Source organism: Amycolatopsis sp. EV170708-02-1, from assembly GCF_022479115.1.
In the GTDB taxonomy this organism is placed as follows: Bacteria; Actinomycetota; Actinomycetes; order Mycobacteriales; family Pseudonocardiaceae; genus Amycolatopsis.
The window spans coordinates 4,314,635-4,331,885 of the sequence record NZ_CP092497.1 but is presented as its reverse complement, the minus strand read 5'-3'; the positions used below and the strand labels follow the sequence as shown (position 1 = coordinate 4,331,885).

Below are 17,251 nucleotides of genomic sequence, written 5' to 3'. Positions count from 1 at the left end.
CACCCCGCGAGGGCCCTCGCGTCGGCTTCGGCCAGCCCGGCACGCAACCGGGCCGCGATGAGATCGGCCATCTGGTCGAACAGCCGGGCCTCGGTGTGCTGATGCGGCGGTTTCGCCGCGCCGGACAGCGCCGACTCCAGCAACACCCGGCCACGGCTCGCTTCGGCTGTGCCTGCCACCTCGAGCCCGAGGAACGCGGAAGCGGCCATCACCTCATGAGCGGGGTCCACCGCGTCGAACCAGGCACGCAGCTCCTGCGGGCCGGCTCCGGAATCCGCGAGAAGCTCCAGACTTTCGAGCTGCGTCCGGAAGGACTCGATCTCCGACCGTGCCACTTCAGCGGCGTCAGGCCGCGCGTCGGCCCGGAGGCAAGCCGGTAGCCGTTGTAGGCCGCCTGCTCCACCATCGACCGTTGCAGTCCAAGCCTGCGCCGCGACGCCTCGCCGGTAAGCGAGACGCCTGGCTCGTCCAAGCCCAGCGCGGTCCTAGCTTGTGCACGACGGCGGAGCGCCTCCATGCTCTGTGCCCACGAAACTTGCCGCGCGGCGGCTCCCAGCTCCGCATGCCACTCCCGGGTGCCGGTGATATAAGCCTGTACCGTGCTCTCTTCCGCCGGAGTGGGCTTGTCAGGCGCGAGAGAGCGCATCTCGGTCAGGATCGGATCAGTCCACAGGTATTCGAACCGTCCCGTTTCCTCGGCCGAACCACGGAACCGGACCAGCCACTCGTGCAACCGATGGGCATACGTCGCATGCGCCGCGACGCTCAGCGGAGAAGTGCCGGGCTCAAGAACGGCCGATGCGAGCCGGGCCGCGATGGCGCGCTCGTCCTCCGGGAGAGCATCCAACGCGGTATGCGCGGCTTCGACGTAGTCGCTCCACCTCGCGCTCAAAACCCGTTCGAGCGCGTCGCGGGCCGGAATAGCGAACACGGCCGCAGCATCGCCGCCGTCGTTGACACGCGTCGCGAGGTCGGCCGTTCGGCGCAACGACATCAGGGCAGGGTCTGTCCACGCTCGTACGAACATCGCCGGCGCCGAGGCAGTCCCAGCGTGGTCGGCCAGCCATTCGTCCATCAGGTCCTGATGCGCCGAGTACACCTCGGCGAGCAGCTCAGGGCTCGTCTCGCCGGCATGCCGCTCCGGGTATCCGAACAGCTCCGAAACCAGAAGGACCGCTGTGAAAGATCTCGACGGCCCCGCTCCGGCAGCGGAAGTCTCGCCTCTCTGCTTCTCCGGCGCAAGCCAGTTGCCGTTGGGCGAACCAGGCCAATCGAGCGAGCGCGTATCGACTCCGTCCGCGTCATCACGCCGGAGGTCGCGCAGAGGATTTTCAGTGGATGGGTCACTGTTCACTTGCGGTTTCTCAGCCTGCGGTGGGTCGCGCCCAGCCATGATCGACTCAATCGAACCAGCCAGATCTCCGTACGGCGCGTGCGCGAGGCCGCCCATGGCTTCGACCATCTGCAGCCAGTCGGTGGGGTTGTCCCGTGAGGTGTGTTCGAGGGTGTCGAGGAGTTCCCGGTGGTCGTCGATTTTGTTTTGTACTGGTGCGAGGGCTTCGGGGTTTTCGTCGAGTTCGTGGTCGATGTGGTGGAGGTCGTGGGCGATTTGCTCGACCATGGCGCGTTGGAGTTCGGTCCTGGCGCGGGCGGCGGCGGGGTCGTGGAGCGGGATGCGTGGTTCGGTGAACCCGAGCTCGCCGCGGGCAATCTCGCGCCAGTAGTCCGCCACGGTGTCCGAGGGCCACTCGATCGCCCGCACCGCGGTCCCGAGCTGTTCCAGCCACTCTTCGGGCAGCACCCGCCCCGGCCCCGGCCCGTCGTCGGAGAGACCCCCGCCGCGCAGACCGATACCACGCTCCGACTCGGATTCGATCCGGACAGCGTCATCGGGCTCGGTTTTGATCACGTCCTGGAAATTCTCCGCCGCATAAGTGTGGCCATAATGAACGAGCACTTTCCGATGAGGGTTACGGGCGACATCGAACGCGTCATCCAACGCCACCTGCGCCGCGACAGGCATCCAGCGCCCGCCACCGTCCTTGTCCGGCATCCACACATCGAACTGAAGGAAGATCGCGTTGATCTCGTCCTCGTCGATCTTCCTCCCATCAAGCTTGGTATTAGCCGCGGCCAGGGAATTAGCCGGCCCCTCCGCCGCCATCCTCGTCCCGTCTTTGCTCACCTGGACCGAATAATGAGGATACTGCGGACCCTGACCACCCAGCGGATATTTCGCCGCCCACGCCGCTTTCGCCTCGTCATTATCGAGCACCGCACCGAAATACAAACCCAGAATCCGGCCATTACTCAACGACGGCCACTCCTCCCGCGATATATCCTCGGGATCGATCTCCAAGAACAACCCATCCTGCCCCACCAGCACCTTCTCATCCGTATCCACATGCTCACTCGTCAACTCCCCCACCCTCACCCGCCGCACCAACGGCTTCTCCCCCAACGTCGTCCGCCTCACCTCAGCGACCACCTCCGCCACCAACCGCTCCTCCACCCACGACTCCAGCACCGGCTGATACTTCTTCCTCCTCTTCCCCTTCCCCTTCGCCTTCCCCGCACCCTCGTACTCACTGTCCTCGTCCTCCTCCGGAACCAACATCCACCCCGGCAACCGCACCCCCGCCTCCGCATACCCCGTCACCACACCCCGCCCCCAGTCCACCTCGCCTTGATCTCACCCACCCGCCTCCGCACATCCGGATGCACCCCACCATCCGGGCCAGCGAACCGCCAATACACCCTCCCCGCAGGATCACCCGCATCCCGCCACAAAAACTCATCATCCATCCGCGCAGCCAACTCCGCCCGAGGCCGCCGCACCCCCACCAACACCACATCATCATCCACCCGCTTCGGCCTCGACGACACCGAACCCGAAGAACCCACACCACCCGAAGAACCCGCCCCACGCCCCCTAGCCTCAAGCATCTGACGCTTCGTCAGCGGACCACCCAAACCCGCCGAAACACGCTTCACTCCCGAACCGGACTCCACAATTTTCCGCCGCTTTGCGAGGGTGCCGGGAAGAATCAGACCACCGGACCACCTTTCCAACTGGGCCGCAGTGTACAACGGCTTTTGCGTAACGGGGTCCTTCTCTCTCAACCAATGGAACGCCCATGCCTCAACCGCCGCAAAGGTGACCGGATTCAATTTATTCTTGGATTTCCTGACTACCGAAATCCCCGGGCCCGGCCCCGGACCCTCCCCCTTCTCCCTCTCCTCCTCCTTCGCAATAATGGCGCCATGCAAAGACAGTGCTTCGTTCGGCTTAAATTCCATCATCCAAGCCGGCGGGTCCGGCATCTTCACCTTCGACTTAGTCCCAGAGTTATACCACCAGCTTTCCACTGTGCGCGCACTTACGTCTTCGGATTTATCCCCACTGGAATTTAGCTTTCCGATCATGCGCGCAACCTCGGCTGCAGTGTAGACATCCCCGGCGGGGAGGTTGATTTTTCTATAAAACTGCATCGCCCACGACCGAGCCCACTTCAACTTGACCTTCAGAGACGATTTCGCCGACTTAACCGCGGCCAACTCGATCTCTTCAGCCCACGGCGACTGCGTAAACCGGACGGCCAGCGTCGGCGCCTCTACACTTGGCATATAGCTCTTCAACCCATCCGGCAGAAGGATAGCGACATCATCCTCCGTCAACGCAACGGACTCCTCAGCCTCCTCGACTTCGCCGTCCGGATCGACGATCCCCTCAGCCCTGTACCACCGTGCCAAGGTGGCATATTCGACCAAACCACCGGACATTCGCGCCAATGCACGCGAACCATATTTCCGCTCTTGAGTAACAGGATCCCTTTTATTCGCCCAATGCAACGCCCATGCCCGGACCGCCGCCATGGTGACCGTGTTCAGCTTCTTCTCTTTGATGCTCTTGACCACCGAGATCCCCGGACCTGGTTCTTCCATGGCAAGAATAGTCGCCTTTAGGTTCGGCTCCTCAATCGAAGGCTCCCAACGCATCAACCACGGCGGCAGATCCGGCAACACCAGCGCCGGCGGCGGCCCGGCTGATCTCCACCATAAAAGCACGGTCGAATGCACAGGAGGGTTCTTACCCGACCACGGTCCGATCATGGTAGCCACTTGCTGCGCAGTAAAGGGATCTCCATATACCGCATGGGGATTCGACTTGGATAGATTGATCTTTGCACGGAACTGCACCGCCCACGATCGAACCCACTCCTTCTTGATCGCGCTTTCCGAAACATCATGCTGTGCGGTGGCACGCTGCTGTGCGGCGACGCGCCTGATCTCTTCGACCCATGACTGCTGTTCAAGCTTGAAACTCAATGTGGGTTCGTCTTCAGTCGGAATGTAGTTCTTCAGCTCCTCCGGAAGCTCGATAGCGGCACGGTCGCCTCCGCGCAGCACAATCTTGTCTTCGATTCCTTGGCCGTGTCCCCACGTTTCGTTCACCGATTCCGCTATCGCGAGTGCGTTCGCTGGAATATCGTCCGGGCCAGGCGACCACATCTCTCTCAGCGCACCAGCCACGCGCAGGGTCAGCTCGCGGATCTGCTTGTCAGCCGGACTCAACCGGATGACAGCCGGATGATCGGCCATGGTCGCCCGGTTCTCCAGGCTCTTCACCTCCTCGGACACGTCGAACTGAACACGAACAACATCCACCGCCCGCTTCCACAACCTCACCGCCTGATCCTCACTCAACCCATCGAACACACCACCCACGTCAACCAACCCGGCCGACCATCTAGCAGCAACAGCAGTCGCCATCGCGCCGGCGAACACACTGTCCAAAGCAGACCAAGAGACACCCCGCTCACCCGCTGGATCGAACGCCGCCCTCAAAGCCTCGAAATCAGCTTCGGCCATACCTTGCAATAGCTCTTCGAGCGTGTCGAGAAGATCCCGGTAGTCGTCGATTTTGTTTTGTACCGGTTCGAGGGCGGCGGGGTTTTCGTCGAGTTCGTGGTCGATGTGATAGAGGTCGTGGGCGACCTGCTCGACCATGGCGCGTTGCAGTTCGATCCGGGCGCGAGCGGCGGCGGGGTCGTGCAGCGGGATGCGTGGTTCGGTGAACCCGAGCTCGCCGCGGGCAATCTCGCGCCAGTAGTCCGCCACGGCGTCCGAGGGCCACTCGATCTCCCGCACCGCGGTCCCGAGCTGTTCCAGCCACTCTTCGGGCAGCACCCGCCCCAGCCCTGGTCCTGGTCCTAGGGTGTCGCCGGAGAGGCCTCCGCCGCGCAGACCGACACGACTCGCCGGCTCGGTGTCGTCGTCGGATTCGATCCGGACAGCGTCATCGGGCTCGGTTTTGATCACGTCCTGGAAATTCTCCGCCGCATAAGTGTGGCCATAATGAACGAGCACTTTCCGATGAGGGTTACGGGCGACATCGAACGCGTCATCCAACGCCACCTGCGCCGCGACAGGCATCCAGCGCCCGCCACCGTCCTTGTCCGGCATCCACACATCGAACTGAAGGAAGATCGCGTTGATCTCGTCCTCGTCGATCTTCCTCCCATCAAGCTTGGTATTAGCCGCGGCCAGGGAATTAGCCGGCCCCTCCGCCGCCATCCTCGTCCCGTCTTTGCTCACCTGGACCGAATAATGAGGATACTGCGGACCCTGACCACCCAGCGGATATTTCGCCGCCCACGCCGCTTTCGCCTCGTCATTATCGAGCACCGCACCGAAATACAAACCCAGAATCCGGCCATTACTCAACGACGGCCACTCCTCCCGCGATATATCCTCGGGATCGATCTCCAAGAACAACCCATCCTGCCCCACCAGCACCTTCTCATCCGTATCCACATGCTCACTCGTCAACTCCCCCACCCTCACCCGCCGCACCAACGGCTTCTCCCCCAACGTCGTCCGCCTCACCTCAGCGACCACCTCCGCCACCAACCGCTCCTCCACCCACGACTCCAGCACCGGCTGATACTTCTTCCTCCTCTTCCCCTTCCCCTTCGCCTTCCCCGCACCCTCGTACTCACTGTCCTCGTCCTCCTCCGGAACCAACATCCACCCCGGCAACCGCACCCCCGCCTCCGCATACCCCGTCACCACACCCCGCCCCCCAGTCCACCTCGCCTTGATCTCACCCACCCGCCTCCGCACATCCGGATGCACCCCACCATCCGGGCCAGCGAACCGCCAATACACCCTCCCCGCAGGATCACCCGCATCCCGCCACAAAAACTCATCATCCATCCGCGCAGCCAACTCCGCCCGAGGCCGCCGCACCCCCACCAACACCACATCATCATCCACCCGCTTCGGCCTCGACGACACCACCACCGAACCCGAAGAACCCACACCACCCGCCTTAGCCTTAGCCATCTGACGCTTCGTCCGCGGACCACTCAAATCCACCGAAGAACGCTTCCCCCTCCCCTTCCCACTATGCGACTTCCCCTGACTACCCTCCCCAGCCTCAGCCTTCTCCTTAGCCTCAGCCTCAGCCCTCTCCTCAGCGTCAGCCTCCTCCTTCCACTTTCGTACCAGTGCGGTCCCGGCAAGTTTGCCGACCAGACCGATCACGTCTTGCTGGGTGTACACCTTTTTCCGGGTTTTGGGGTCCCGCTCCTTGAACAGAAGCAACGCCTTCGCCCGAACGGCTTCGCTGGTCACCAGTGTCATGTGAACCTTAGTATTGGAGGGAATCGCGATGCCCGGTTCAAGATTCGGCCGTTGGCGAATCAATTCCTCGATCGTCGGCACCGCATCTGAACGCTCCCACTTCATCAGCCACTCTGGCGGAGCGGGGAGGTCGGGTTCTGGCCGTGGCCCGGAAGCTTTAAGCCACTTCTGCACGGTAACGGGATCTGGGCGATTCCCTTGCGGCATGATGTTACCGAGCATGCGAGAAATTTCAGCTGAGGTGTAAATGTCTCCAACCGGGATGTTGAGCCGTCCGTAGAACTGCAGCGACCACTGTCGGCCCCAGTCTTTTTTGACCTCTTCCTTCGGCAAGCCCCAGTCCTTGGCGGCCTGTGCGATCGCGGCAACCCACTCCGGCTGGTTCAGGAAGTCAGCCAGCGTGGATAGTTTTCCGGATGCGCGGAACCTCCTCACCTCGTCCGGCAGGGGAACTTCAACGCCGCGCGCGTTCGCTTCAGCCTCCTTGACCTCCTTGGCCTCCTTTTTCGCTTGAGCCTCCCTGAACTCCTTGAACCACCTCGCCACAGCACTATCGCCGATCAGGCCGGTCAGTCTGGCCACCGACCGGGTACTGTGCGGCCTTTCGAAACCCATAGCAGGGTCTTTCTCGTCAATTTGAAGCAACGCCCATGCTCGGATTGCCGCGACGGTGACCTGATTAAGCTTTTCCCCTGGAGAGTGCGGCATAAGGATCCCGGAGCCCGGATCTTCGTGAGCAAGGATCCAGTCTTTCAATGTCGGGTACTCTTTCGACCACTTGTAGTCCAGCAACCACTGCGGCGGATCCGGCATAAGCGGGACGGGCCACGGCCCGGCCTCCCGCCACCAATCGCGCACATCCTCCTCACTCACGGGATCCTGGCCCGGCGCCAGAATGCCGATCAGTTCAGCAACGTCATATGCGGTGTAGACCACCTTGGTGGAGGGGTCGATCCTCTCGCGAAGATCCACCGCCCACACCTTGACCAAATCCTGCTTGACCTCGAGTTCCGACACCCCCCGCTGCTCAGCGACCCTCGCGATCTCCGCCTCCCACTCGGGCTGATTGAAGAGGACTCCCATGGTCGGGACTTCCTCAGTGGGTCGGAATTCCGCGAGTCTTCTCGACAGGGGAGAATCGGTATCGGCGCCACCTCGAAGCCCGCCCTTGTCCTCGATTCCCCTCATCAGCGCCCATGCCTTCACCACCGACCCCGCCACCGCGAGGGCCGCCGCCGGCGGAACATCGCTCACCCGAGGCGTCCACAGCTCCTTCAACGCGCCGGCCGCCCGCAACGTCACCTCACGTATCTGCTTGTCAGCCTTGCTCAACCCGACCACTGCCGCATGGTCGGCCACCACCGCCCGGCTCCCCAGCCCCTTCACCGCCCGCGACACGTCGAACTTGTCTTCGACAACTCTCACCGCGCTCGTCCACAACCTCGCCGCCTCATCCTCATTCAAACCTTCGAACACACCCCCGAGATCGGCTGCTCCCACAGACCAGTAGCCCACGCCGGCGTTCTTCCTCCCGATCACGAAAGCACCGGCTCGCACGTTCGCACCTTGGGAAGCCGGCCCGAACGCACTCCTCTCCAATGCCTCATTCACGCGGCGATCCTGTTCGCGGCGCCTGAAGTCGCGTATCTGTCGCTCTCTGCGTAGCGAGTCGGGCAACAACTGCTCACGTGCGACGATGATCTGATCGTCGTAGTCCTTCCTGGCAGTCCACCACGCCGCCTCCGCTTTGGCAGCCGCGCGCTTCGCGGTGACGGTCGCCTTGGTGGCGGCCGCCTTGACCGCCGCGGCGGACCATGCTTTGCCGGCCCTCTCGCGCCGGGTGACCGCGGTGATGAGCGCAGCGGGCAACGGTGACTCCGGATCCTGCTCTCGCCGGATCACCAGTCCCTCGTGGACCGTCAGTTCGGTGGCCAACACCCCAGCCGCCGCGGCGACCGACTTCTTCCGGAGGACGGTCGCGCCCCCCTTCTCCCCAAGGTAGGGCGGGCGCTCTTTCCTCCTGGGAACGAAGAGGAACTCGACGGTATGCAGGTTTGCTTGGGTGACCCCTGGATCGGGCTCTTCGAACTCGGCCGGCTGCGGGGTCTCCGCCTTGTTCTCCGGTGCGCTGCCCTTGGATTCGACTGTCCTGTCCTTGACCCCACCCTCGACCTGGAACCGGCTGTTGCCGTACATCGAACCGAAGTTCTGCCGGGTCGGGTCGGCGCTCGCCGGCGCGCCTGGCTGGGCGGTATCGGTGCCCGGCGGCTGCGTGGAACTCGGCCCTTCACCAGGAGGATGCGCGACACCGGCGCCGCCGGACGCCGGGACGCCGGACGCCGTGAAACCGCTGCCTGTTTTGAGCTCGGCGATCGGTGTGTCAACGGTGCCCTGCGAGCCCTCGATCGTGACCGCGGCGCTGGCCGACACGAGCTGTGACTCACTTTTCACCCGTGCGTGGATCTCGACGTCGTATCCCAGTCCTGCCGGAAGCGGGAAGGTGAACTCGCCCTGAGTCATCCACGGCGTACCGGCCTCGACCGTCGGCAGCGTCAGCCCTGTCTCCATGCTCGCGATCGTCGCGGGGCGTACCGTTCCTCCCGAGGCGACCGCGATGGCTTTCGCCAGTGCCCTGCGCAGGTCTGCTACGTCACCGAAGTAGTGCTCGATCGCGAAGCTGCCGATTTCCGGCAGAGCGAGATACCCGGGTGCGTTGCGCCACGCAACTGCGTCCTCGTCACCCTTGATGTGCCGCATCCGGATCGGGCCTGCTTCACCGAAGCGCTTACGTCCACCGCCGGGCTCCGGGAACGTCTCGTCGGCCAGCTTCTGGATGGTGACCGTCTCGCGGGCCTCGTCGTCGTGAGCAACGAGGTCCCTGGCCACCACGTTGCCATCCTGGTCGAGCCCCAAGCCCCGCTCGATCTTGATGTCGAAGGCCAGCGTGCCGGTATAGGTCGCGACAGGGCCGGATGTTTCGAGTGACTGCTTATAGAATTTCTCGGTACTGTAGCCCTGTTTGCGGTTCTTGACTCCGATAGTGGCATCGCCGGCGACACCTCCGGCGTAAACACCGTCGGTCGCGCCGTGCCGTCGCGCCTGCTGGCCATCGGCGTGGTCTGCCTTCTCCGTGAAACGTCCGGCCGGGCGGACCGACGTTCCGAGTGCGGCGAGGGTCCGATGAGTGAAGTCGTCTTCCGAGTTCGTCAGCGAAACTTCTCGGCTGACAGCCATGCTGCTGACGTGCTCGATTCCGGAAAACACCGGCTCGCCGACGAACTTCGCACCGATGGTGAGGTAGTAGGTACGGCCGGAGAACCGGCCCTCGAGCCGTAGCGGCGTTATCTGCCCACCGTTGACCGTGTTCTCCGAGCGGTGCACGTTCTCGAGAAAACGCTTCATCTCCCCGTAGTTGTTGTGCTCGATGTCCAGAGCCGTTTTCGGCAGCAGGAGATCGAGAGCCTTCTTAGCCTCCTTCTCGTTCAAATCCGCCGTCAGTTTGTCGAGCATGAGACGGCGTAGGTTCGTGATCCGGCCGGCGAGGTCGATGGTGGTGGTGATACCACCGAGGCCGATCGAAACGCCCTTACCTCGTATCAGGGACTGAGGCGGCGGCAGCATCTTGTCCGGCCTCTGCTGTGCCGGCGCCGCGCGCGGGCCGTCCCGCAGTTCGGCAAGCTGTTCGTCGGTCACCCACATCAGGACCGCGTCGGGCAAGGTGAAGCTCTCACCCGCGGTGTTGTACTTCCGTCCCAGCAACCTGAGCGGGTCGAAGTTTCTCGTGTATCTCGTCTCGGCCATCACTTCCGCTCGGACGTCCACTCGCACCAGCGTTTGCCGGACCGGCTTGGCGTCTTGGAACGTGATCCGCTGAACGGTCTCGAGCCGAGAGCTCTTGTGCTTACCCCAGCCGAAGTTCCACGGCGCCAAGGTGGCGATGAACACTCCGAGCGACCTTGCCGTCGACTGGGAATTCGTCGACGAAACCTCGCCCCGGACGCCCGCGACGCCGAATACGGACGTGGCGAATGAGTTGCCAGACCCTGTCGACTTCCCCACCAAGGTCGTGTTACCGGTCTCCCGCTCGATCTTCTGGTATTCCGTCGACGACAACGGCCGCGGACGTTCCGGGGTCAAAAGGACGTGGCCCGCAAGGTCCAGATCAGCCCACCGGCGTGGCTTGTGCAGGCCGGAGAAGCTGATCGGACCGCTGAAGACCCGTCCGTTCGTGCGGAGGTTGTCCGGTGACAAGTAGTGGTCGATCAGCTCCGAGATATGCGCGTCGACGAACGCCTCGCGGTCAGCTTCGTCATTCCACTCGAAGATCGGATCTTGTGACGACTTATGAGCCATCCGGCGATACGAGGCTCGAAGGTGCTCCGTGCCGCCGATCGCGAGAATGTCGAGAGAGTCGTACATCCGCGACAAGCCCCCGCGAAGCTCATCGATCGGCCTCGGGGACTCGATGGTCTTGAAATTCTCCGGCGCGACCGCATGCGGTTGCGGCTTGTCCTTGGTGATCAGGACCTTCGGGACGGCCAGCCGCAGCGGTAGGGTCTGTGGTGCGGGCTGGTCGCCATCGGCGCGGGGCACCAGCTTCGGGACCGACTTACCCCACGACCCGATGCTGAGCCGCATCCCGGCGGTGGTCGTCTCGTGATAGGACCGGATCTCCGGAGTGATCGTCACGTCGCCGCTGAATTCCCACCACGCTCGCGACCCGAGGGAGCCATCCACCTTCAGCGTGTCACCGTGCCGCCGCTCCGTCGTCGACTCGTGCTCGGAGCCCATCTTGTTCGCCCTGGACCGCGACCGTTTGTAGCCGACGTCACCGATCAAGGTTCCGGTCGCCGGGCCGAGTGGCCCTTGCGCTCGTACCTGGATGCCAAGACTCGCACTGGCCGACTGGCTGTCGACGAACTTCACACCTTCGGTCTGCGTGATCTTGCCGACGGCGGTGGTCTTGGAGACGGTCACCGGACCGAGGTCCTTGACGTTGCTCATCGAGGCCCGGAGAGTGACCACGGTGTAGTGATTCCTGAACAGTCCAGTGCCCTCGAAGGTGACCTTGGCGCCGTCAGGGCTGAACATCAGGTCGCTCAGCTTCGACAGGGCCTCGCGGGCTTTCGCGTCGCGTAGCAACGCCTCGGCCGAACTTCTTCTGAGACCGAGGCCTTTCAGGGCGTTTCGCAGGCCTTTGAGGAAAGCGTCGTCGTTGAGCCCGCGGATGAACATCTTCGACCTGAGGTGATACCACCGGCGTCCGGGAACGTCGCGAAGCAGATCGACGACGACGCGGTACACCTTGAGAAGTTCTTCCTCATTGGAGATGACAGCGCCGGCCAGGCCGTGGTGCGACTCGAACGGCGCGTAGTACTTCCTGTCCGCCCTTGCCGGCGACACCGAGGTGAGGTCCGGTATGGCCCACTGGAAGGCATCGACGTGCCCCTTCAGAGTCATCGGCTCCTTGTGCCCGAGCCGGCGCACCTGCACGGCATAGCGGGTGAATCGACGGTCGATGTCACCGACGATCTCGACAGACTGCTCCGCGGTCGTACCCGTGTTGTGTTGCTGCTGCTTTTCCTTCTTACGGGAGAGTCCGGCCGCCGGGCCCGCCGAGGCGAACGACACCCCGACGTTGGCTCCGCCGCCGACCGTCGCGGTGAAACCGGCGGGGCGATTCGCGATGCCGGTCCGTGACAACGAGTTCTCGGTGAAAGTCGTGTCGGTGGCCGTCACGTTCTTAAGGAGTTCGATGCTCTGTCCCTTGTAGGCGACCAAACGCACTTCGAACCTGGTGGTTTCGCGTGACCTGCTCTTGCTCGACGCCCCCTTCAGCAAGTCCCCCGTCGGCACCCAGCCCTGGTCCGGGTTGGGCTCGGCGCCGAACGCCGCGCGCTCCAGGAGCTTCGCCTTGATGCTCGGGTCAGTGAAGAAGTTCTTCAACAGGATCCGGCCTTCGGCCCCGACCTCCGTGAGGTGAGACGGAAGTCCCTCCGTCATCTGCTCGTAGAAACTCGAGCCCTCCGGACGCAAGATCATTTCTTCCGGCCAGAGTGTCTTGGCCGGCTTCCGGGCGAGGTCGGGCAGCTGGTCGTCGGGTGGTGCGCTGAACTGCTTGAACGTCACCGGCACGCTGAGATTGACGTTTCCCGTCACCGACCTGTCGACAAGGTGTCCACTCGGCTTCTCCGGATCGTCGATCCGGCCCACCGGCCGGTCCTTGGCGTCGACGAGAGACCACCTCACCTCGACCGGTACGTTCATCTGTCGCATCGCCTTGACCTCGACCCCGGCCGCCCTCCCCGCCGAGTTGGTGATCGCGGTCGTGCTCTTGACGTTCGTCGCCACCGGGACCTGCAGACTCCCCGCGACGACCATCGGCGGGTACGCCGTGAGAGCGGCCGCGAGCGGGATGCTGCCGTTGCGGAAGCGCTGCATCGCGCTCTCATAACCGGCGTCGACCTTGCTGGCGTCGTCCAGCATCTCGAGATCCGTTGCCGTGTTGTCCACGATGACCGAATCGTCATCCCAGCGGAAGTTGGCCTGCACGACCAGTTCCATCGACTTACCGTCGGCGATGAGTGTGAAAGCCCTGCCTTCGCTTTCGTCCTTCGCACGGAACGAGAGAATATTCCAGTCGAGCTGCGCCTGAATGACGTCGAGAAGCGGGTCTCCAGCCAGGCGCGGCACCGCCTCGATCACGCCAGGACGAATGTCCACGTTCACCGCCCGCGACATCTGCCTCGTCGGCCCCGTGCCCTCGTTGTCCCGAGCGTAGGTGGGGATCTGCGTCGCAATACCCCTGCCCGCGGGGGCGCCGCCATCGCTCTTGCCGGTGCCGTTGTTGTCGCTCCCGGCGACCAGTTCCTTTTCCTTGTCTTTGCCCTTGCCAGTCGCACTCGGGTCCCCATTACCGGCATTTTCCAGGAACCTCGCGATCATCTCCTTCGCCCACTCGGGGTCGAAGTCGCCGCTTTTCACACCGCCGCCCCTCAGACGCGGGGAGTCGAGCGGAGCGGAAAGAGTCACCATGACTCTGTCGTCGCCCTCATGAACGTGCGGTTCGTTGTCACCGTCCAGGAGCTCAAGTGCGTGGTCGGGCAACAGGGCGACGACATGCTCGCCGTCTACGACCCGCCCATATGTCAGGTACTTGACCATCGGCGCGAGCCGTGGATCCCACGCGAGGAACTCGATCACCGCGTCCCAGATATATGCCGGATCCGGATGATTCACCACGGCCTTGTTCAGCTCGATCGTCTTCAATTCGCCGGGACGATCGGCATCGAACAATCCGTCCGCCAACTCCTGTGCCACAAATTTGGCGAATGCCAGAGTCGACGCCTTGTCCCACGAATACTCCTCGTCACCGCTGAGCACCTTCCGCGGCAACGGCACATCGCGAGACTCGAACAACACCGGCGCGCCTGACACTGCCTCCACCTCGCGAGCCGAAGCGGTCAGATCGGTCAGCAGATCCGCCGCGGACGAGTAATTCTCGCGCACTGTGTCGACTGTGCTTGCGCCGTCGACACTGGTCTCGTCCGGGTGCGACGAGTTCGGCGACATGTCGACCTTGTCGATGTCCTCGTTGTTCGACGACTCGACCGGTTGCGCCGCCGCCCAGCCCGCGACCAGCTTGTCGAAGAACGCGGCCCGCCGCGGTGCTTTCCGCCGCAACGTGTCCGGGTCGAGGAAGTAGTACTTGGCGGTCTCGGCCATGTCCTCCTGCAGGTTGGTCGCGCCGTACCTACTGATCGGCCGTTCGCCCGCGAACGCCGGGAAGCCGTCGGCGTGCCAGTAGCCGGTGTGTTCGTTGAACTCGCTCTGACGGTCCTTGAGCTCGGTGAAGATCCGGTCGGCGGCCTGGCCCGACAACTCCCTGTCACGGCGGATGAAGACGTCCGAGTGTTCCTGCTCCAGCCGTGAGACGAACTCAGCCCGCCGAGGCGCCCGTGTCGCCAGCCTGCCGGCGTCCGACAGGTGCGCTTTCAACAGGTGTGTTTTCAGCGCGGCTTTGAAGTCCCCAGCGTCGTCACCGACCTTCGGGTCGATCGGCGGCTCAGCGTCCGCGGTGCGCTTCGGTGTGCCGTCGTCATTCCAGCTGTCGACGTGCCGACCATAGTCTTCGAGCGCGTAGGAGAGCAGGCCGTGGGCCAGTTCGTGAGTGACCGTGCCTTCGATGCCCCGGTGGCCACCGCCGAACTCCTTCGTGATCGTGCCCGTCGAGTAGAGGTTGATCACCTGGTGAGAAGCCAGGTACTCCGCGCGTGCATCCGGGGCGATCTCTCCGTCTTCGACGCCGAAGGACACCGCGCCGAAGTACCGCACCTCCTGCTCGGCGTGCGCTCGGCTGGAACTCGCCCGTTCTTCGCCCACGATCGGGGCGTAGTGTTCCAGCGCGTCGTGGATCCCGCGGATCTCGTCCGGGGTGAACTCTCGGGGCCGGACCCAGGCCATCGCTTTCGGCTTGGCCCCCGGGTTCGTCTCGTGCACCGCACGCACACCGCGTTCGGGGTCCAGCCAGGTCCCCCGCTCGCCCGGGCCCGGGTCGAGGACGATGGCGGGATCATCCGGTTGCTGATCGTGCCCGACAGCAGTGCCGGAGACATCCTCGGCAACCTCGCCTTGATCGCCGCGCGACGACGAGGCCGGCGCCAGGTCGGCCGATTCGTCTTCTTCGGGGATGGTCTCCATCAGGTCCACCGGCCGGCCGGGGTTCGCCAACGGCCTGTCCACAGCACTGAGAGGCATGTTCACAGGCTGGGCACGCTCCTGGCCGATCGGCCACACGGTCGCGTTGCCGAGCGCCTCCGCCAGCTGGTTGAACACCGGCGGAAGCCAGCCCAAAGCGGCGACATCGACTGGCAGCACCACGCGCCGGTCGGGGTCGAATCCGGGATGCGACCGCACGCGATCGGCGAACATCTCCGGTGAGTACGGGATTTCGAACGGCAGCCCGTCCCGCACCGCGAACGCCTCGCCGTCCGCGGTCGGGACGACCCGGATCACCTGCTCGTCCGAATCCTGCGGCTTGAGCTTCGCCGCCGTGGCCATGTCAGCCTGAGTGTCGAACGGGCTGGCGAACCACAATCCGTCCTCGGTGTGCAACGCTCCGTCCTGGAGTTCGCCCGCGACCCACGGATCGGCTTCTTCAGGAATGGTCTCCATCCGGTCCACCTGACCGCGATTCTCACTGTTCAGGACGCCCGTCGGAGTGATGGAGCCAGTCGGCCGCGGGCTGGGGACGTCTTCGGTGACGTCCATCCGGATGCCCATCCGCTTGGCGGACTCGGCCTGCAGGGGCTTGACGATGTCGCGCAGCGCCTGTTCGGCGTCGGCCAATTCCCGGCGCGTGAGCGGGGTCTTGCGGGACTCGTACGCGGCGGCCGCCTTGTCGTACTCGTCCCTGGTGACGTACTTGGTCACCGTGATCGGCGTGTTGTCTCTGCGCGTCAAGGCATACAGTTCGTCCTCAAGGGAACTGAAGTAGCCCCAGTCGCCCTTGTTACCACTGCGGGCGACACGGTTTTCCTGCTGCACGTCGATATCGGGCGAGATATGGGAATGCGCCGTGCCCCGGCCGGAAAGCCCACCGAGTGCCTCGGCCTCGTCGCTGGTCTTGATGTCCATCCCGCGGCCGCCCTGCCGATTGATGATCAGGACCGCACGAGCCTCGCCAGCCTTGCGTTTTACTTCCTCGAATGCCTCCGCGAGGCGGGTTCCCTGCGAGAGTTGCCAGTGGGCGTCGACCATCATGTGCGGTACGCCTCGAGCTTCTAACAGCGGAACCACCTTGGCCGGGATGTCATTGCGATGCGTGACTAACAACTGCGGCTGCCCAGTAGCACGATGCACCTCGGCGGCGTGGTCGGCCCACGCGATGAGCGCCTCAGACTGGGTCTTGAAGATGTGGTCGGGAAGCATCTTCAGCTGCGACTCGTAATAGCGGGGGATTTCGACGATTTTCGAGGAAAGGCCCAATTTTTCGAAAATCGTCTCCTTGCCCTTCGCCGTGCCCGACGCACCGACGATCGTCGTGTAGACATCCTTCCGCAGGATTTCCGGCAGGGTGATCTTCACGCTGCTCTCGGTGTCCGCGCGGACGGTCATCCCGTTCATGATCTCGATGACCTGCGCACGCCCGTCCTGCCACCGGCTTTCCGAGGACGTCAACGGGTCGTAGAGGACTTCGTCGGTGACTCCGTCCAGAAGTTTGGCACCATCGAAATCCACGTAGTCGACGTTCTTCGTATGAACCCATATGCCTGCGGCGACCAGGTTCACCCGCTGTAGTTCCTTCTGGACTTCCTCCGGGGTCAGGACCCTGTCGAACAGCTGCGGGAGCAGGGCTTCGACCTTCTTCCGGCCGCGGGAGGTCAACTCCGCCTCTCCCCCGATCTGCCCGGGCCGCCGACCGAAGTCGGATGGCTTGAGCTCTCCCGATTCGAGGTGTTTTTCCACGAAAGCGATAAGGTCCTTCCAGGCCTCGATAACGTGCTCGGGGGCCTTCATGTCCTTGCTCTTGTTCTCGGCGAGCTGGTAGTGGACGTTCTTGTACAACACCCCCTCATCGATCTCGTCCATGAGCATGACGATC

General features: G+C 63.7%; 2 protein-coding genes. Both read right to left on the bottom strand.

Annotated elements, in window-relative coordinates; translation table 11 throughout:
- Positions 1-208: 208 nt before the first annotated feature.
- Positions 209-2,635: a hypothetical protein gene (locus tag MJQ72_RS44655; RefSeq protein ID WP_256464207.1), complete on the bottom strand. Its 2,427-nt coding sequence runs from the start codon at positions 2,633-2,635 to the stop codon at positions 209-211.
- Positions 2,636-2,655: 20 nt separating this feature from the next.
- The gene (locus MJQ72_RS20060; RefSeq protein WP_240600898.1) at positions 2,656-17,238 is read right to left on the bottom strand and encodes a hypothetical protein; all 14,583 of its coding nucleotides are present in this window, start codon (positions 17,236-17,238) and stop codon (positions 2,656-2,658) included.
- Positions 17,239-17,251: the final 13 nt, after the last annotated feature.